At 54.3% G+C, this 18321-nt stretch carries 18 protein-coding genes, 1 tRNA gene, 1 other RNA gene and 1 pseudogene; 15 read left to right on the top strand and 6 right to left on the bottom strand.

The window, feature by feature from the left end; genetic code table 11:
* Nucleotides 1-11 precede the first annotated feature (11 nt).
* From KF947_RS21175 to mntR, 6 genes and pseudogenes are all read left to right on the top strand, one after another.
* Entirely contained in the window at nucleotides 12-1220 is a 1209-nt protein-coding gene (locus KF947_RS21175) for an MFS transporter (protein ID WP_133730644.1), read from the top strand.
* On the top strand, nucleotides 1217-1342 hold the full coding sequence (locus KF947_RS22165; RefSeq protein WP_264478618.1) for a hypothetical protein: 126 nt from the start codon (nucleotides 1217-1219) through the stop codon (nucleotides 1340-1342). The genes KF947_RS21175 and KF947_RS22165 overlap by 4 nt, the downstream gene beginning before the upstream one ends.
* A 26-nt stretch (nucleotides 1343-1368) precedes the next feature.
* Complete coding sequence (locus tag KF947_RS21170) at nucleotides 1369-1818, top strand: potassium channel family protein (protein ID WP_133730643.1); 450 nt, start codon at nucleotides 1369-1371, stop codon at nucleotides 1816-1818.
* 31 nt (nucleotides 1819-1849) lie between these two features.
* A pseudogene (locus tag KF947_RS21165) lies at nucleotides 1850-2857 on the top strand (cation:proton antiporter); the annotation flags it as partial.
* A 141-nt stretch (nucleotides 2858-2998) separates the two neighbouring features.
* Nucleotides 2999-3391 (top strand): NAD-binding protein, encoded by a 393-nt coding sequence (locus KF947_RS22290; RefSeq protein ID WP_413614133.1) that lies wholly within the window; start codon nucleotides 2999-3001, stop codon nucleotides 3389-3391.
* Between the two features lie 265 nt (nucleotides 3392-3656).
* Complete coding sequence (gene mntR / locus KF947_RS21160) at nucleotides 3657-4136, top strand: manganese-binding transcriptional regulator MntR (protein WP_133730641.1); 480 nt, start codon at nucleotides 3657-3659, stop codon at nucleotides 4134-4136.
* A 12-nt stretch (nucleotides 4137-4148) separates the two neighbouring features.
* Here the strand turns inward: mntR and KF947_RS21155 are convergent, their stop codons facing one another.
* The 6 genes from KF947_RS21155 to KF947_RS21135 form a co-directional block, all read right to left on the bottom strand.
* On the bottom strand, nucleotides 4149-4358 hold the full coding sequence (locus KF947_RS21155) for an RES family NAD+ phosphorylase (RefSeq protein WP_227406334.1): 210 nt from the start codon (nucleotides 4356-4358) through the stop codon (nucleotides 4149-4151).
* Nucleotides 4324-4488, bottom strand: coding sequence for a hypothetical protein (locus KF947_RS22285; RefSeq protein ID WP_338072934.1), 165 nt, complete (start codon nucleotides 4486-4488; stop codon nucleotides 4324-4326). Before KF947_RS22285 ends, KF947_RS21155 begins: the two co-directional genes overlap by 35 nt.
* Before the next feature lie 178 nt (nucleotides 4489-4666).
* Complete coding sequence (locus tag KF947_RS21150; RefSeq protein WP_227405013.1) at nucleotides 4667-5425, bottom strand: DUF3750 domain-containing protein; 759 nt, start codon at nucleotides 5423-5425, stop codon at nucleotides 4667-4669.
* Nucleotides 5426-5573: 148 nt separating this feature from the next.
* Nucleotides 5574-5670, bottom strand: an RNA gene (gene ffs / locus KF947_RS21145) — signal recognition particle sRNA small type.
* Between the two features lie 52 nt (nucleotides 5671-5722).
* Nucleotides 5723-5799: transfer RNA gene (locus tag KF947_RS21140), tRNA-Met, on the bottom strand.
* Nucleotides 5800-5886: 87 nt separating this feature from the next.
* Nucleotides 5887-6825 carry a choline ABC transporter substrate-binding protein gene (locus tag KF947_RS21135; protein WP_227405012.1) on the bottom strand — a complete coding sequence of 313 codons (939 nt, stop codon included), beginning with the start codon at nucleotides 6823-6825 and terminating at the stop codon, nucleotides 5887-5889.
* 229 nt (nucleotides 6826-7054) lie between these two features.
* On the opposite strand from KF947_RS21135, the gene betI reads away from it, so the two are divergent.
* The 9 genes from betI to KF947_RS21090 all read left to right on the top strand — a co-directional run bounded on the left by betI (nucleotide 7055) and on the right by KF947_RS21090 (nucleotide 18254).
* Nucleotides 7055-7675, top strand: a complete 621-nt coding sequence (gene betI, locus KF947_RS21130) for a transcriptional regulator BetI (RefSeq protein WP_208862642.1) — start codon at nucleotides 7055-7057, stop codon at nucleotides 7673-7675.
* A 28-nt stretch (nucleotides 7676-7703) separates the two neighbouring features.
* On the top strand, nucleotides 7704-9173 hold the full coding sequence (betB, locus tag KF947_RS21125) for a betaine-aldehyde dehydrogenase (protein ID WP_227405011.1): 1470 nt from the start codon (nucleotides 7704-7706) through the stop codon (nucleotides 9171-9173).
* Between the two features lie 212 nt (nucleotides 9174-9385).
* Entirely contained in the window at nucleotides 9386-11059 is a 1674-nt protein-coding gene (gene betA, locus KF947_RS21120; RefSeq protein ID WP_227405010.1) for a choline dehydrogenase, read from the top strand.
* Nucleotides 11060-11277: 218 nt separating this feature from the next.
* Complete coding sequence (locus tag KF947_RS21115) at nucleotides 11278-13764, top strand: acyl-CoA dehydrogenase (RefSeq protein WP_227405009.1); 2487 nt, start codon at nucleotides 11278-11280, stop codon at nucleotides 13762-13764.
* Between the two features lie 236 nt (nucleotides 13765-14000).
* A complete protein-coding gene (locus KF947_RS21110; RefSeq protein ID WP_227405008.1) occupies nucleotides 14001-15098 on the top strand; it encodes an ABC transporter ATP-binding protein in 1098 nt (365 codons plus the stop codon).
* Nucleotides 15091-16191, top strand: coding sequence for an ABC transporter ATP-binding protein (locus tag KF947_RS21105; protein WP_227405007.1), 1101 nt, complete (start codon nucleotides 15091-15093; stop codon nucleotides 16189-16191). Before KF947_RS21110 ends, KF947_RS21105 begins: the two co-directional genes overlap by 8 nt.
* A complete protein-coding gene (locus KF947_RS21100; RefSeq protein WP_133730633.1) occupies nucleotides 16184-17071 on the top strand; it encodes a carbohydrate ABC transporter permease in 888 nt (295 codons plus the stop codon). The genes KF947_RS21105 and KF947_RS21100 overlap by 8 nt, the downstream gene beginning before the upstream one ends.
* A 1-nt stretch (nucleotide 17072) precedes the next feature.
* Nucleotides 17073-17969, top strand: a complete 897-nt coding sequence (locus KF947_RS21095; protein ID WP_133730632.1) for a carbohydrate ABC transporter permease — start codon at nucleotides 17073-17075, stop codon at nucleotides 17967-17969.
* Nucleotides 17970-17981: 12 nt separating this feature from the next.
* Nucleotides 17982-18254 (top strand): DUF2160 domain-containing protein, encoded by a 273-nt coding sequence (locus KF947_RS21090; RefSeq protein ID WP_133730631.1) that lies wholly within the window; start codon nucleotides 17982-17984, stop codon nucleotides 18252-18254.
* The last annotated feature ends 67 nt before the right edge of the window (nucleotides 18255-18321 follow it).

Genomic DNA, 18321 nt, shown 5'->3' with positions numbered 1-18321 from the left:
AAGAGAACATGATGGCCTTCGTTCTTCGCCACTCGATGCTGCTGATTATATTGGGAAGCCTGGTTCTTTCTACAGCCATGGGCTTACGCCATGGTTTTGGCCTCTTTATGGAGCCACTCAGCAGCGAACTAGGCTGGGGGCGTGGCGTGTTTGCCTTTGCATTAGCCTTACAAAACCTGGTTTGGGGCTTATCGCAACCCTTTACCGGGGCACTCGCGGATCGCTTCGGCGCGGCCAGAATTATCGTTGTAGGCGGCTTGCTATATGCCTTGGGGCTGCTGTTTATGAGCCTCTCTACGTCTGAACTAGGCATGACAGTCAGCGCCGGACTGTTGATTGGACTTGGCCTCTCAGGCACCACATTCTCAGTCATTTTAGGTGCCGTGGGCCGCGCAGTAGCGCCTGAAAAACGCAGTATGGCCATGGGGATCGTTAGCGCAGCGGGCTCGTTCGGGCAATTTGCCATGCTGCCCGGCACTCTTGGTTTGCTCGAATGGCTCGGCTGGGCTGCAGCGCTGATGGCGATGGCGGCTATCGCAACCATCATCATTCCCCTGGGGGCAATGCTGCGCGATAAGCCCTCGGCCAAAACGGCAACCGATTTAAGCCTGAAAGATGCGCTCAACGAAGCAGCTAGCCAAAAAGGCTTCTGGCTACTCTGTTTAGGTTTTTTTGTCTGCGGCTTTCAGGTGGTGTTCATTGCCGTGCACCTTCCCGGCTACTTATTCGATAACGGCCTGGCGGTACAGGTGGGCACGACGGTACTGGCCTTAGTGGGACTGTTCAATATTGTTGGCACTTATACCGCGGGTTGGATGGGCGGCATCTGGTCAAAACCTAAGCTGCTAACCTGGCTCTACTTGATTCGCGGCGTGGTGATTACGGCGTTTGTTTATTTGCCGTTAAGCCCCGTCAGCGCTTACCTATTTGGTATCGTCATGGGACTTCTATGGCTCTCTACCGTGCCGTTAACCAACGGCATTGTGGCTTCCGTGTTTGGTGTTCGCCACCTCTCCATGCTGGGCGGCATCGTATTTCTCTTTCACCAATTAGGCTCTTTTATGGGGGTATGGCTAGGTGGCTATTTTTATGACCTTACTGGCAACTATAATACGGTCTGGCAAATTGCTATTGTGCTCTCGGTCGTCGCTGCTGCACTGCATTGGTTTATCAATGAAAAGCCGCTTGAGCGCTCGCAATCAACAACGGTGACTCCATGACAATCAATAACTCACTCAAGGCCATGGTAGCAATTCTGCTGCTAACCTGCTTAATGCTCGCATGGTGGGGCTGGCAGCATATGGATGCTGCCTTGTTACTGATGGGAACCCGGTTATGCTAACGAGCAAAGGTTGACTACTTGTTAAGATGACTATTCCCTACCCTGAACATGTCGCCGTGGTGGTAACCACTTTTGTTACCGTTGTCATTGCAGTACTGCTTCACTATGAAGCCCTGTGGCTTATCTCGCGCCAAATAGAAAAGTCTCGACGGCCCCACCGGCAACGCATCCTGGCGATGGCGTTTGGCGTATTAATGACACACATTGCTGAAATTTGGCTGTTCGGGATTACGGGCTGGTGGTTAACCGACCAGTTAAGCATCGGGGCTTTACGAGGGTACGACAGCTTCAACGTCCTTGATTATATCTTCTTCTCTGCGGTGACCTATACCACCGTGGGCTATGGCGATATTTATGCCATTGGGCCGATACGCTTTCTGTACGGTACGTTGGCCTTGACAGGCTTCGTTTTGATCACTTGGTCAGCATCGTTCACTTTTATAGAAATGCAAAAGCACTGGCGGGTTGGCAGATAGTCAGCACCGTTTCGCGCTCTAGGGATCCGGCATGTTTGAAGTAGTTATTCTATCGGTAGCATTTGTTTTTGGCATCGCAGCGCGGCAGCTAAGTTTACCTCCCCTTGTAGGGTTCTTAGCAGCAGGGTTTGCCCTCAATGCTTTTGGCCCCAATATTGGCCTACCAGCGGATGCGGGCCCACTACTTGAGCACCTTGCCCATCTGGGGGTGCTGCTACTGCTGTTTACCATTGGTCTTAAACTCAATATACGCAGTTTGGCTGAACCCGTTGTACTGGGAAGCGCCTTTATACACTTGACGATTACCTGCGTGTTGTTTACAGCAGGTTTTGTCATTTTCCTATCGCTGCCTCTTGATAAAGCAATACTACTTGCCATTGCGCTGTCTTTTTCAAGCACGGTGTTAGCGGCCAAAGTACTCGAAAGCAAACGCGAATTACGCGCCCTGCACGGCCGAATCGCTATTGGCATATTAATCATTCAGGACCTAGTTGCCTTAGTGGTTCTTAGCGTTTATGGCGGTGACTCCCCCAGCCCCTGGGCTGTGCTGGTTTTCCTACTGCCACTGTTAAGGCCGGTACTTTATTGGCTTATGAATGCCGCACAGCACGATGAGCTGCTGGTGCTGCTAGGCGCCGTGTTAGCCATTGCCGTTGGCGGCATGGGCTTTGAAGCCGTTGGTTTAAGCTCTGAAGTAGGCGCTTTGGTGATGGGGCTTCTGCTTGCCAAGCACCCCCGTGCACAGGAGTTATCTAAGGCGCTGTGGGGAGTGAAAGAAGTGCTATTAGTCAGCTTCTTTCTGCAGATTGGCATGGCAGGATTACCCGATAAAGAAGCACTTGTCTTTGCGGTAATCCTGGCTGTTCTGCTTCCATTTAAAGGGGTGTTGTTTTTTGCCCTGCTCATTGCCTTCCGTATCAGAGCGCGCAACGCCTTTCTGGGTGGCTTGAGCCTAACGGCCTATAGTGAGTTTGGTCTGATTGTCGCTGCGAGCATTTTGCCAGAGTGGCTGGTTCCGCTGGCTATTACCGTTGCCCTATCCTTTGTTATCGCTGCACCGCTTAACCGCATTGCCCATCAACTTTTTGATCGTTGGGAGAATAGGCTGCTCCGTTTTGAGCGGCACGCCCGACACCCTGACGAGCAGCCGGTAGATTTAGGTAGCGCCACCATTCTGGTATTGGGCATGGGTAGAACAGGTAACGCCGCCTACGATTTTTTTACCGACAAGGGCTTGTCGGCAGTGGGCATTGATTCAGATCCCAATAAAATAAGTACTCAACGACATGTTTTTTATGGTGATATCGAGGATGTGGGCTTTTGGCACCACCTTGATATTGCGCAAATAACTGCTGTTACGCTAGCCACTCCGGAACTTGAGAGCAAGCTTATTGCCACCCGCGAACTACGCGAAGCGGGCTTCACTGGCCACATTATTGCGGGCATCCACTTCCAGGATGAAGCCGACCCGCTGCATGCCGCTGGAGTAGATCAAACGTATTTGCTGATGACCGGTGCGGGCATCGGTATTGCCGAGAAAACTTGGGAATGCCTGCAGTCGCCGCCGTTGTAGACGCTTGAGAAAGTGGTGTTAACCAATGTGACGATTGCCGCCAAAAAACGGAACAGCAGCGCCATAAGGACCAACAGGGCCATACCTAAATTGTGCTTACTCGTTGCCTCTCACTTTTTGTTCATGACCGATACGTGGACTTTAGCTCAGCAAGAAAGCTTTGTGCAAACAGTTTAGCCTTGGCTAACAATATTGCACAAAAATACGTTAATATCCTCCCCGACTATCCAATGATTGTTTCCACTGCTTCCGATATAATTTACCAATGACTGATTCTAATCCAAACGCCTCATTGACTACCCCAAGCATTCCTGGAGATGCGCTGCCCCCCGTGGAGCAGCATGCCCAGCAGTATGCAACGGTGCGAAATGCGCACGAAACCGAACTGATCGAAGACTATGTCGAGCTAATTGGCGACCTGCTGGCTCACCGCGGCGAGGCGCGTGCGGCGGACATTGCCAACCGTATGGCGGTCAGCCAAGCGACGGTTTCAAAAATGATTCGGCGTTTAAATGAGCTGGAGCTGGTCACTAGTAAGCCATATCGCTCGCTGTTTCTAACCGAAGCGGGTCAAAAAATGGCAGAAACGTCACGCGCCCGCCACGATATCGTGCTGCACTTCTTACGTGCTCTTGGGGTAAGAGATGCGACTGCGCGTATTGACGCTGAAGGCATGGAGCACCACGTTAGCGACGAAACCCTCGCCATCATGCAGCGCTTTACCGAGCAGCAGCACAACAGTTAAACCCGCTGCTCGTCATCGGTGTGAAAATCGCAGATGATTCACCTGGGTAATCGCGCCGTTCCAAATCATTTCCAGGTCAGTGGTTTGGATAATGTCAGCCACACAGCTTGGTGTCATCAGCGCCCAGCATTTTGCATTAAGTTTGCGAACGGAGTGGTAGCGAAGCCCACCCCCACACCGTCGTATTTCAGCGCCAAAGGGTTGCGATATTGAATATATCATCGGGCGTATAAATAGCATGCTCAATAGGTAAAACGAGCGCATCGTAACACCCACCCTGATCAAAAGTGGCTTTTAAACCACGAAAAACAAACCGTTCGTAGTGCAATCCTGACACATTTTGCCAATACACCTGCTGGTGGTGCTTTACTTCGGCAATCGCCGTTTCAAGCGTATCGCCGCTGCTCTGTTTTGGAAAATATCGTGTGCCGTCTGCATAGTATTACCTTGCCGTCACATGCTGTCTACAGACAATAGTTTAACAAAAAAGTATCCGCAAATACTCATTCAAACTTTCATCTACTTATCAATTAGCTTTTTGACACTTTGGCAGGCATCCCCAGCCGCCCTATGCCTGGCAACTTCAAAGCAGGTCGCATGACATCAATACCAAAACTCAAGCCAAGAAAGTTGAGTTCAAGCCCCTCTTCCAGTGCCAGCATAATGCCGAACACCCCACCCAATGACAGCTGGTAACCGCTGCCGCTGGGCGCAGGAGCCAAAACGCCATTGAAAATATAATCTTTGCCAATGGCCGTGACGGGCAGCGTCACCTCAAAGCCTGGCACTTCGCGGATAACCCAAGCAATAAAGCTATTGCTGTTCGGACCAGGCCACACTCGATAAAGCTCCGCCTGGGGATAGTCAGCGGCGGCGGCCTCTATCTGCGGTATCATTAGCGTAGCCGCATCGCCGCGATAGTCAGCTAACAGCGTCGGAGGATTGCCAAACCAGGCTCGATCGGGCGTATCGATTGAAGACACTACAGTAGGACGGCGCCAGCTCAAGACTTGATGGAGTCGATAGCTATCGGCGTTCTCCGTCTTGGTCGCAATCCAGATATGTTCGCCAAACGCCCCGCGCCAGTTGTAAGCACGAGCAGAATAAACCTGAACCACGGCTTCAACGGTTTCCGCTGGGTCAGGCGCTATACCAGCTGAGGATCGATCCAACGACGACCAATGGGCATCAATCTCCACCTGGTTACTCGCCAGTATCCACACAGGCCCCGCCAACAGCAGCGCTAAAAGCACCACTAGACTGAACAACCAACGCAGTAGCATTTTCATTGCTTTATCCGTAACTGAAAATAATCTGCTTAGTACCGCGATAGCACGTTGGGCGCAAGTATGTAACTAAACGATTAAGGAAGTGGCAGCATTCAAGAAAGGGGATTGAAAGGGTAATAAGATTAACGAGGACTGGAAATGGAGGCGGCCCCAAAAGCCACATCCCGGCACACGCAGCCACCACTACCGTTGCTCCCTTCCGGGCCTGGCGGGGTTCGCAGTTTAGCGTTGCGGGAGGACCTAAGGGGCCACCATAACGGCACACAATGTTATCTCTTAAGTGTGCTTAGGCTGATGTGGTGGCTACGCCCTGATTTGAACAGGGGACCCCATCATTATGAGTGATGTGCTCTAACCAGCTGAGCTACGTAGCCTTTCCCTCATCAACGGGTGCAGATTATGCCTACCTTAATGACGAAAGGCAAGCCGGATTCCGGCTTGCCACCATCACCGAAATTCGCTTACTGAATAGCAGTACGTACAGCCTCTACGCCTGGCTCGCCGTCACGTGTTGTAACACCCTCTAGCCATTCGTCCAGTACGCTATCATTAGCCTTCAAGTAGTCACGCGCCGCATCACGGGGGTCTTCGCCATCATCCATGATCGCGCTCATTAGCTGATTTTCCATCTCCAGCGTAAAGGTCATATTGCGCAGCAAGGCACCAACGTTCGGGCACTCATCCACAAACCCCGCACGGGTATTGGTGTGCACGGTGGCGCCGCCCAAATCTGGGCCAAAATAGTCGTCGGCATCAGAAAGATAAGCCATATCGAAGTTAGAGTTCATGGGGTGCGGCTCCCAGCCCAAAAACACCATCCACTGCTCATTGGGAACCCGGGCGCGCAGTTCCGCAAGCATTCCCGCTTCGCTGGAATCGATCACCTGCCAATCGCCTAACCCATACGCATCGTCATCGATCATCTGCTCAATTAACTCGTTGCCGTCGTTACCCGCTTCGATGCCGTGCACGCTATGCTCGAACTGCTCCGCATGTTCCGCTAAATCGTTAACCGAGGTTACACCCGCATCGTAAACATATTGGGGAACCGCCAGGGTGTACTTTGCCCCTTCCAGGTTGGTTGCCAAGCGCTCAACTTCACCGCGCTCGATATAGGGATCACTAATCGAGGCCATCGAAGGCATCCAGTTACCCAGGAAAACATCGAAATCATTGTTACGCATACCGGCATAGGCAATCGGAACGGAAACGGTATCGACACTTGGCTCATAGCCAAGCCCTTCGAGGACTTCGCTAGCGAGCGCAGTAGTAGCGGTAATATCCGTCCAGCCCACTTCGGCAAAGCGCACGCTGCTGCACTCGTTTGCATAGGCTGCCGTGGGCAGACCCGCTGCCAGCAATAAAACACCTGCATAGCGTGAAGAAGTTCTGCTCATCATCGTTGTCCCCTTTTATAAACTGATTGCCAATAAGTGTTGCCAAAACGTATTGCCAAAACATGGATACGAACACTCAGTTACTGCCGTGGTCGCAGTGCGTAGAAATCATCGGCGTCTTTTTATTGATTGAACGTTCAATAAAAAAATGCCATCATTGCTAGGTAATCATGTCTACGCTCGGGTTTCAAGCAACGACCCTGTTAGGCATTCAACGAATTAGGAGAACGTCGTGCCAAAGGTGGGAATGGAACCGATACGCCGCCAGCAGTTAATCAACGCGACCATGGCAGCCATTGATGAGGTCGGCTTAGCCGAAACTACCGTGATGCGCATTGCCCGCCATGCGGGCGTTTCAGCAGGCATCATCAGCCACTACTTTGGCGGTAAAGATGGCTTGCTGGAAGCGACGATGCGGCAAATCCTGACCGACCTGTCTGGAGCCGTTGCGGTGCGTCGCAATGCGTTGGAAGACGACTCTCCCCGCGCCTATATCGGTGCCATTATTGAGGGTAACTTTGACCGCACCCAGGTCACCGGCCCCGCCGCCAAGACATGGTTAGCGTTCTGGGCCAGCAGCATGCATAAGCCTATGCTGCAGCGGCTGCAAAACGTCAATGATCGCCGACTTTACAGCAATTTATGTCACCAGTTCCGACGTGTTATGCCCCGTGCAGAAGCCCGCAACGCAGCACGCGGCTTAGCCGCCATGATTGATGGCCTATGGCTGCGCGGCGCGCTAACGCCCGAAGGCCTCGATGCTGCAGAAGCACGCTTTCTTGCTCACACCTATCTCGATCAACTTTTTGCTCACTATGGATGCCCAAAGGCCGCATCCAACACTTACAGCTAATTTTATTACCTTACTGGAGGAGACCTACATGGCCGCTCAAGACGTACAGCCACTTTATATTGATGGTCGCCAGGTAAACGCCACTTCAGGCGATACTTTTACCGTTACCAACCCCTTCGATGGTAGCCTGCTGGCCACTATCGGCCAAGCCAGCCAAGCGGATGTTGACAGCGCGGTTGCTGCAGCCCAGCGCGGCCAACGCGAGTGGGCCGCGATGAGCGGCATGGAGCGTTCACGTATAATGCTGCGCGCCGTCGCGCTGTTAAGAGAGCGCAACGACGAGCTTGCCGAGCTTGAAACCCGCAATACCGGCAAGCCGATCAGCGAAACGGCCAGTGTCGATATCGTTACCGGCGCAGATGCGCTGGAGTACTACGCGGGCCTAGCGCCGGCTATTGAAGGCAGCCAGATCCCCTTGCGTGATAGCTCATTTGTGTACACCCGCCGCGAACCGCTGGGTGTCATTGGCGCCATTGGCGCCTGGAACTACCCGATCCAAATTGCTTGCTGGAAAGCCGCACCGGCGCTGGCGGCAGGCAACGCCGTGGTATTCAAGCCCAGCGAAGTAACCCCGCTGACCGTAATGAAACTGGCGGAAATCTTCACCGAGGCAGGCCTGCCCAACGGCGTCTTTAACGTGGTGCAGGGCGACGGCCGCGTGGGCGCCATGCTTACCGAACATCCGGGCATCGCCAAAGTCTCGTTCACTGGCGAAGCCGGCACCGGCAAAAAAGTCATGGCCGCCGCCGCAAGCTCTACGCTCAAAGACGTCACCATGGAACTGGGCGGCAAATCTCCGCTGTTGGTCTTTGCAGATGCCAATCTTGATCGCGCTGCGGATGCCGCCATGATGGCCAACTTCTACTCCAGCGGCCAAATCTGCACCAACGGCACACGGGTATTTGTTGAACGCAGCGTTAAAGAGGCCTTTGAAGCCAAGCTGGTAGAGCGCGTTAAGCGCATCAAAGCAGGCGACCCAATGGATCCCAGCGTCAACTTTGGCCCCCTGGTCAGCTTTGAGCATCAGGAGAAAGTGCTCTCCTATATTGCCCTGGGCAAAGAGCAAGGCGCCCGTCTGCTCGTGGGTGGCGACGACTGGAACACTGGTAGCTTTGCAGATGGCGCCTGGGCCGCCCCCACCGTGTTCACCGACTGCACTGATGAGATGCGTATCGTGCGCGAAGAGATCTTTGGCCCAGTGATGTCTGTACTCGCCTTTGATGACGAAGCAGAAGTCATTCGCCGCGCCAATGACACTACCTACGGCCTTGCCGCCGGTGTCTTCAGCGAAAGCCTGAACCGCGCCCACCGAGTGATTCACCAGTTAGAAGCGGGTATTTGCTGGATAAACACCTGGGGCGAGTCACCTTCGGAGATGCCAGTAGGCGGCTATAAAGAGTCAGGTATTGGTCGCGAAAATGGTGTTGAGACGCTCAATCACTACACCCAGACCAAGTCGGTACAAATCGAGATGGGGCCGTTTGAGTCAGTGTTTTAATCCCTGAATTAACACTCTCAAACACTGCGGCACAGGTAGGCATGGAAGTGAAACGTCTTTTTCAGGGCCGGAAAGAGCTCCATGCAATTCCGGCATTCCCGCCATCCATGGCGGTCAGATGAAAAAGCCGAGCGCCCATGGATGGGTTCACAGCGTTTTCGTGTCATGCCTACCTGTGCTAACTCATTACCATCTTGATGAGGGAAGCACTGATGTCTCAACCACGCGAATTTGATTACATCATTATCGGCGCAGGCTCTGCGGGCAACGTGCTCGCTACCCGCCTCACCGAAGACAGCAGCGTCAGCGTACTGCTGTTAGAAGCGGGCGGGCCGGACTATCGTTTCGATTTCCGCACCCAAATGCCCGCCGCCTTGGCTTACCCACTACAGGGCAAGCGCTACAACTGGGCGTTTGAAACCGACCCCGAGCCGCATATGGATGGTCGCCGCATGGAGTGTGGTCGTGGCAAAGGGCTGGGCGGCTCCTCGCTGATTAACGGCATGTGCTATATCCGCGGTAACGCACTCGATTATGACAACTGGGCCAAGCAGCCCGGCCTTGAAGATTGGGACTACCTAAGCTGCCTGCCCTACTTCAAAAAGTGCGAAGCCCGCGACATTGGGCCCAACAGCTACCACGGCGGCGACGGCCCGGTCAGCGTGACCACGCCCAAAGCGGATAATAACCCGCTATACCGCACCTTTATTGAAGCCGGTAAGCAGGCTGGCTACCCGGAAACCGAAGACGTTAACGGCTACCAGCAAGAGGGCTTCGGCCCTATGGATCGCTTCGTTACGCCCAAAGGCCGCCGTGCATCAACGGCCCGAGGCTACCTGGATACCGCCAAACAGCGCCACAACCTCACCATCGAAACCCACGCCGTTACCGACATTATTGAGTTTGAAGGTAAACGCGCAGTGGGTGTGCGCTATGAGCAGAAAGGCGAAAAACAGCAGGCCTACGCCCGCCGTGAAGTACTCCTGTGCGGTGGCGCCATCGCTTCTCCGCAAATTCTTCAGCGCTCAGGCATCGGCAACCCTGAACTGCTGAAGGAGCTGGGTATCGAGACGGTACACGCTCTGCCCGGCGTAGGTGAAAACCTCCAGGACCACCTGGAGATGTACATCCAATACGAGTGTAAAGAACCTATTTCGCTCTACCCCGCGCTTAAGTGGTACAACCAGCCCAAAATTGGCGCCGAATGGCTGTTTAAGGGCACCGGCGTGGGGGCCAGTAACCAGTTTGAATCCTGTGGTTTTATCCGCAGCCGCGATGAAGAGGAGTGGCCCAATCTGCAATACCACTTCCTGCCCATTGCCATTAGCTACAACGGCAAAAGCGCGGTACAGGCCCATGGCTTCCAGGCCCACGTTGGCTCCATGCGCTCAGAAAGCCGCGGGCGTATCCGACTGACGTCAAAGGATCCAAACGCGGCGCCTAGCATCCTGTTCAACTACATGGCCAAAGAGAAAGATTGGCAAGAGTTCCGCGACGCCATTCGCCTCACCCGCGATATCATCGCCCAGCCAGCGTTTGATAAATACCGCGGTCGCGAGATAGCGCCAGGCCCCGACGTGCAGTCGGATGACGAACTCGACGCCTTTGTAAAACAGCACGCCGAAACCGCCTACCACCCTTGCGGTAGCTGCCGCATGGGCGAGGGTGAAATGGCCGTCACCGACGGCCAGGGTCGCGTCCATGGGATTGAAGGCCTTCGCGTCGTAGATGCTTCACTATTCCCGGTGATTCCCACCGGCAACCTGAACGCACCCACCATTATGCTGGCCGAAAAAATCGCCGACCGTATCAAAGGTCACCAGCCGCTCCCCCGCGCCAGCGTTGACTATTACGTCGCCAACGGCGCACCGGCCAAACGCGCCTGAACATTTAGTCGGTTTTTTACTCCAAACGCCATGGCCTGCCGCCATGGCGTTTTTTTGCTTTGCGCTTCGCATTTAAAGCGCCAAACATGCCTAAATACTTGCGCGAGGCGGCTTTCATCTGCCAATATTCAAACAAGTGTTCGATTAAGCGTTTTCACTAACTATTTTCACTAACAACAGCAGGCTGAACGACAAAGCCTGAAACAGAGAGAGAGTCTATGCTCACCCTACTCCTTATCGTGCTCGCCATTGCTGGCTTACTCGTCGTAATGCGTCGCGAAGCAGGTGCCCCAGCGGCACTAGCGGTGCTTGGCGTATTGGGCCTTGTTGGCCTGCTGTTTGACGCGGAAGTCATTGGCGTACTGCTGCTGATTGGCGCAGCGGCCGTGGCAGTAGCCGGCCTGCCAGCGCTGCGTCGCAAATGGCTTACACCGCGCCTCTTCGCCACCTTTAAAAAAGTCGCCCCCAAAGTTTCCGCCACCGAGCGCACGGCCCTGGAAGCAGGTAGCGTTTCCTGGGACGGCGAGCTATTTTCAGGCAAACCCCAGTGGGAAAAGCTGCTCGCCTTTAAAGACGACGGCCTACGCGACGATGAAAAAGCCTTCTTGGCCAATCAATGCGCCAAAGCCGCTGGCATGTGTAACGCCTGGGATATCGCCCAAGAGCGCGCTGACCTGCCCCAGCAGCTGTGGGACTTCCTGAAAGCAGAAGGCTTCTTCGGCATGATTATTCCGAAGGAGTACGGCGGCCTTGGCTTCTCAGCTAAAGCGCAGTCCATGGTATTGCAGAAGCTCTCCGCCAATGAAACCCTGATGGTGACCGTGGGCGTGCCTAACTCTCTAGGCCCTGGCGAGTTGCTGCTTAAATACGGCACCCAAGAACAGAAAGACCACTACCTGCCGCGCCTATCCGATGGCCGTGAGATCCCCTGCTTTGGCCTCACCGGCCCCCGCGCAGGTTCTGACGCCACTTCGCTGCCCGATACCGGCGTAGTGTGCAAGCAAACCATTAATGGCGAAGAAGTGCTTGGCCTGCGCCTTAACTTCGAAAAACGCTGGATCACCCTAGCGCCTATCGCCACTGTGGTCGGCCTTGCCTTCCGTCTGTTTGACCCGGAAAAATTGCTCGGTGACGAAGAAGATCGCGGCATTACCCTGGCGTTGATCCCACGCGATACCGACGGCATGGAAATTGGCCGCCGCCACCACCCCATCGGCAGCCCGTTTATGAACGGCCCGATCATTGGTAAAGATGTCTTTGTACCGCTGGATACCATCATTGGTGGCCCTGACATGATCGGCCAAGGCTGGCGGATGCTGGTCGAGTGTCTGTCTATCGGCCGTTGTATCACGCTGCCGTCAGGCGCGACCGGCACCGCACGCTACGCCCTAGGCTGGAGCGGCGGTTTCACCCGCGTTCGTCGCCAGTTCAACGTACCGGTGGCCGAGATGGAAGGTGTACAAGAGCCCCTCGCCCGCATGGCGGCGCTGGCGTATATCTCCCAGGCCACCGTGTATCAAACCGCCAATATGATCGATCACGGCGAAAAGCCCGCCGTACCCTCGGCGATCCTGAAAAGCCAGCTGACCGAGTTCCAGCGCGTACTGCTTAGCGACGCCATGGACGTTCACGGCGGCAAGGCGGTAACCCTCGGCCCACGCAACTACCTGGGTATCGGCTACAGCGCCAACCCGGTGGCAATCACCGTGGAAGGCGCCAACATCATGACCCGCAACCTGATGATCTTTGGTCAGGGTGCTATCCGCTGCCATCCCTACGTGCTGGACGAGCTGGCGGCAAAAGACGCCAACGATATCAAGGCGTTTGATAAAGCCTTCTTCGGCCACGCGGGCTTAATCTTTGGTAACGCTGCGCGCGCCTTTACTTTGGGCTTTGGCATCGGCAAAGCCAGCGTACCCTTCGATGGCCCCGCCGCCGCCTATGCCCAGGATATTGCCCGCCTCTCCGCTGGCTTTGGCCTGTGTGCCGACGCCGCCATGGCGAGTCTGGGTTCAGCACTTAAGAAACGTGAAATGATCTCCGCGCGGCTGGGGGACGTGCTGTCTAACCTCTATCTCGCCTCAATGGTGCTCAAACAGTGGCAAGCAGGCAGCAAGGTCGAAGGCGAAGAGGCGCTGCTGCACTACAGCTGCCGTTTCTTGCTACAGCGTGCCGAGCAGGCGTTTGTAGAGATTTTTGATAATTTACCCAACCGTGCGCTGGGCAAAACGCTCAACGCCGTAGTGATGCCCACCGGCCGCCGCTGGAACAAACCCCACGACGATCTGGCTCGCGATATCGCTAAGCGTGTGTCTACTCACAGTGCTCTACGCACCAAACTGCTGGAAAACACCTGGGACGCAGACGACGGCGAACAGCGCAACCCGCTGGCACGCTACAACGCCTTGCTGGTCGATTATGACCGCGCCGAGGCGATTTACCGGACGGTTAACAAGGCCTATGCCAAAGGCGAGCTACCGCAGACAGCTCTACATCCGGAAGCACGCGTTGAGGCTGGCCTGGAAAAAGGCCTGATCAGTGCTGAGGAAGCGGAGTTTATGCGCACCTTCGAGACCGAAGTATTGGAAATGCTCACCGTAGACGATTTCGCCTACGATGCCTTTGCCAAGAATAAGTCCACCTTGATCGATCACAACGGAAAACCTTCGCCAGCGCCGAAGCAGACCGAGGAAAACATTAAGTAATACCCTATTTTCAATGTATTACCTGTAAAATAGCCGACTCCTGCGTGCCAGGGGTCGGTTTTTTTGTGTTCACTTTCTACGCCTAAATGCGTAGTCCGATGAATCAAAAACGCGTTGCAAGTTCGCAAACGATCAACTAGCCTTTCGTAAACGAAAGCGACTAGTCCTATAAAGTCGCATTTAAATAGCGCTCTCCAACCGCTATTTCCAATAACAATGACGCTAGCGAGATCGGCATGTCCTTACATTTACAAAATATCGATCACATCGTTAACGGTGTGCCGCATATCAGTGGAGTTGATCTAGCCCTTGAGCCAGGCTCCTTCAACGTGCTGCTTGGGCGAACGCTTGCTGGAAAAACCACCTTGATGCGCCTAATGGCAGGGCTTGAACCGCCTACTCGGGGCAAAATTATTATGGATGGCAAAGACGTCACGAACGTCTCTGTGCGTAAACGCAACGTCTCCATGGTGTACCAGCAGTTTATCAACTACCCCAGCCTCACCGTTTACGACAACATTGCGTCCCCGCTTAAACTGGCCAAGCAGCCAAAAAGCGAAATTGATAAGCGGGTTGGCGAAATTGCTGAGATGCTGCATATCGAACATCTGCTAAAACGCTACCCTCAGGAACTCTCCGGCGGCCAGCAGCAGCGTACCGCCATGGGTCGCGCACTGATCAAAGATGCCGACTTAATTCTGTTTGATGAGCCGCTGGTCAATCTGGATTACAAGCTCCGCGAAGAGCTACGCGATGAGTTGCGTGACCTGTTTAAAGCGCGCAACTGTATTGCGGTATACGCCACCACCGAGCCCAATGAAGCGTTGGCGCTGGGCGGTAACACGGCGGTACTTCACGAAGGCAGGCTTCTCCAATACGGCCCTACCGAGCAGGTCTATCGCGAGCCCAATGGCCGCTTTAGCGCAGAAATGTTCTCCGAACCCCCAATCAATATCGTTCCCGGCCAATTGACCGACAGCGAGATCACCTTCGACCAAACGCTTCACTTTCCCTGCGATGACAAGCTAAAGCGTCTTGAACCGGGTGATTACGACTTTGGCGTGCGAGCTTCGCATCTCACTCTACAACCCCAGCAGGCCGATGACCTGGCCCTGGATGTCCATGTGGACGTAGCGGAAATTAGCGGCTCTGAAACCTTCCTGCATGTTCGCCACGAACGCTTCCCCTTAGTGCTGCACTTAGCGGGGATTCAACAGTTTAGTGTTAATGAACCCCTGAAAGTGTACTTCCCCATTCATCAACTTTACGCCTTCGACAAACAGGGTCACACGGTACATATTCCTGCGCGTCAGGGAGGAGCTGCCCATGGCTGAGATCACACTAAAAGGCTTGGCGCACTCCTACGAAAAAACGCCCCAAGGTTCGGCGGATTACGCCATCCGACAGATGGATCACGTATGGCACCAGGGCGGCGCCTATGCCCTATTGGGCCCATCAGGGTGCGGTAAATCGACCCTACTGAACATTATTTCGGGCCTGCTTGAACCTTCAGAGGGCGACGTACTTTTCGACGGCCAGCGGGTCAATGAGCTGCCCCCTGAAGAGCGCAATATTGCCCAGGTGTTCCAGTTTCCGGTGATCTACGACACCATGACGGTGTTCGATAATCTTGCCTTTCCCCTGCGCAACATGAATACCCCCGAGTACCGGGTGAAACCCAAGGTGCTCGAAGTCGCCGATATCCTTGAGCTGACCCCTTTGCTGGATCGTAAAGCCAAAAACCTGACCGCCGACGAGAAGCAGAAGGTTTCCATGGGCCGTGGGCTGGTGCGCGATGACGTAACGGCGATTCTGTTTGATGAGCCGCTCACCGTTATCGACCCGCAGCTAAAGTGGAAACTGCGCCGCAAACTCAAGGAGATTCACGAGCGCTTCAATATCACCATGATCTACGTGACCCACGATCAGCTCGAGGCCTCTACTTTCGCGGATAAAATTGCCGTGATGTATGAGGGCCAGGTGGTGCAATTCGGCACCCCACGTGAGCTGTTCGAGCGCCCTGCGCATACCTTTGTGGGTTACTTTATTGGCAGCCCGGGCATGAATTTTATGGCCGTGGAATATCGCGACGATCAGGTAATGTTCGGCACACAGCCACTGCCGGTTAGCGAACAGATGAAACACGCAGTCGCCAATGCTAACTCTACCAACATTAAGCTGGGCATACGCCCCGAGTTTATCGCCATTTCCTCAAGCGAAGTGACCAATAGCGTGCCGATTCAGGTGACCAGCGTGCAAGATCTGGGCACCTACTCCCTGCTGACCTTCAAACTCAACGAACAAACGTTTAAGGCACGCCTACCTGAAGGCCATCCGCCGGTCAGTGAAGCGGCGTTTGCGCACTTCGACGAGGCGCACGTTGCGCTGTATATCGATGAATACCTGGTGGAGGCTGGCCATGAATAACAAAGTACCCAATAACAGAGCCTGGCTACTGGTGCTCCCCATGCTGGTATTGGTGGCGTTCTCGGCCATCATTCCGCTCATGACCGTGGTCAACTACTCGGTACAGGACGTGCTTGGCCCCAATGCGAGCTTTTTTACTGGCACCGAGTGGTTTAAAAGCATACTCAACGACGACGCACTGCAGGCAGCGTTTCTGCGCCAAATTTCGTTTTCGCTGATTATTCTCGCCATTCAGATTCCGCTCGGGATTGGCATCGCACTCATTATGCCCAAACGAGGTTGGCAAGCCTCGGCGGTGCTAATCCTGATTACTCTTCCGTTGCTGATTCCCTGGAACGTAGTGGGCAGTATCTGGCAAATCTTTACCCGTGGCGATATCGGCCTAATGGGCTGGGGGCTTCGCGAACTGGGCATCGAATACAACATTACCCGCAATGCCGGCGACGCCTGGGTAACCATCATTTTAATGGACGTGTGGCACTGGACGCCGCTGGTGGCCATGCTGTGCTATAGCGGTCTCCGCTCGATTCCTGAAGCCTACTACCAGGCTGCACGTATTGACCGTGCCTCTAAGTGGGCGGTGTTCCGCTACATTCAGCTCCCCAAGCTAACCAACGTGCTGGTCATCGCCGTGCTGCTGCGCTTTATGCACTCTTTTATGATCTATGCCGAACCCTTTGTACTGACGGGCGGCGGGCCGGGCAGCGCCACCACTTTCTTAAGTCAATCGCTAACCACTATGGCTGTCGGCCAACAGGATTTAGGCCCTTCTGCAGCTTTCTCGCTGATCTACTTCCTGGTCATTCTGCTGGTGAGCTGGGTGTTCTACACCACCATTATGAATATGCAGAAAGACAAACCGCCGCACGGAGGTGCCTAACATGAGCTATCAACTCGAAAACACTCAGCGCGGTGAAAAGTACAACACCATTTTTAGCAAGGTTTCACCGGCCAAGCGGCGTAACCGTACTGCCCGTGCGCACTGGCGTTCACGTCTCCTGCTTGGTCTTTATCTCGCGCTAATGATTCTGCCCATTTACTGGCTGATCAATATGTCGCTCCAGACCAATAGCGAAATTCTGGGATCCATGACGATGTGGCCCCAGAACCTCACCTTTGACAACTATATCGGCATTTTCACCAACTCAAGCTGGTACATGGGTTACGTCAATTCGATAATCTATGTGGCGATGAACATGCTGATTACCATCTGCGTGGCGCTACCGGCCGCTTACGCCTTCAGCCGCTACACCTTTATTGGCGACAAGCATCTGTTTTTCTGGCTACTGACCAACCTAATGGCCCCGCCTGCAGTATTTCTGCTGCCTTACTTCCAGCTCTACTACTCGGTTGGCCTGTTCGATACCCACATCGCCGTCGCGCTGGCTCACTGCCTGTTCAATATCCCCCTCGCTATCTGGATTTTGGAAGGCTTTATGAGCAGCGTGCCTAAGGAGATCGACGAAACCGCCTACATCGACGGCTATAGCTTTCCGCGCTTCTTCGTCAAGATTTTTATCCCCATGATCCGCTCAGGCATTGGCGTCACACTGTTCTTCCTGTTCATGTTCTCCTGGGTAGAGCTGTTGCTGGCCCGCACGTTGACAGCCACTGATGCCCAGCCCATTGGCATGATCATGACACGCACATCGACTGCTTCGGGGATTGACTGGGGCACCCTGGCCGCTGCAGGGGTGCTCACCATTATCCCCGGCATTCTGGTGGTCTACTTCGTTCGTAACCATATCGCCAAGGGCTTTGCCCTGGGCCGTACCTGAGGAGATCTCGCTATGTCTTGGATGGTATGGACTGTGCCCACCGCCATATTCTTTTCATCAATTGCGGCCATGCTGGCAGGCATGACGATATGGGAGATTATGTCGCCCACTATTGAGCGCAAAGGGTTTCTACCCATTGCCACCACTCGCGGGGATCGGCTGTTTATCGGTCTGCTCTCCGCCGCCTTTATCCATTTGGGCGTGATCGGCTTTACGTCACTCTCCATTTGGATAGCACTAGCGGTATCAGCCCTATGGCTGCTGGTTTTAATGCGCTGGGGATAGCCCTTGAGACTAGCTCTTGAGACTAGCCCTTGGGAAATGCCATCAGCGTTTAATCGGTATCAAGGAC

The sequence above is a fragment of the Halomonas sp. FeN2 genome, assembly GCF_020595105.1.
In the GTDB taxonomy this organism is placed as follows: domain Bacteria; phylum Pseudomonadota; class Gammaproteobacteria; order Pseudomonadales; family Halomonadaceae; genus Vreelandella; species Vreelandella neptunia.
This window is presented reverse-complemented; position numbering and strand designations above follow the sequence as displayed.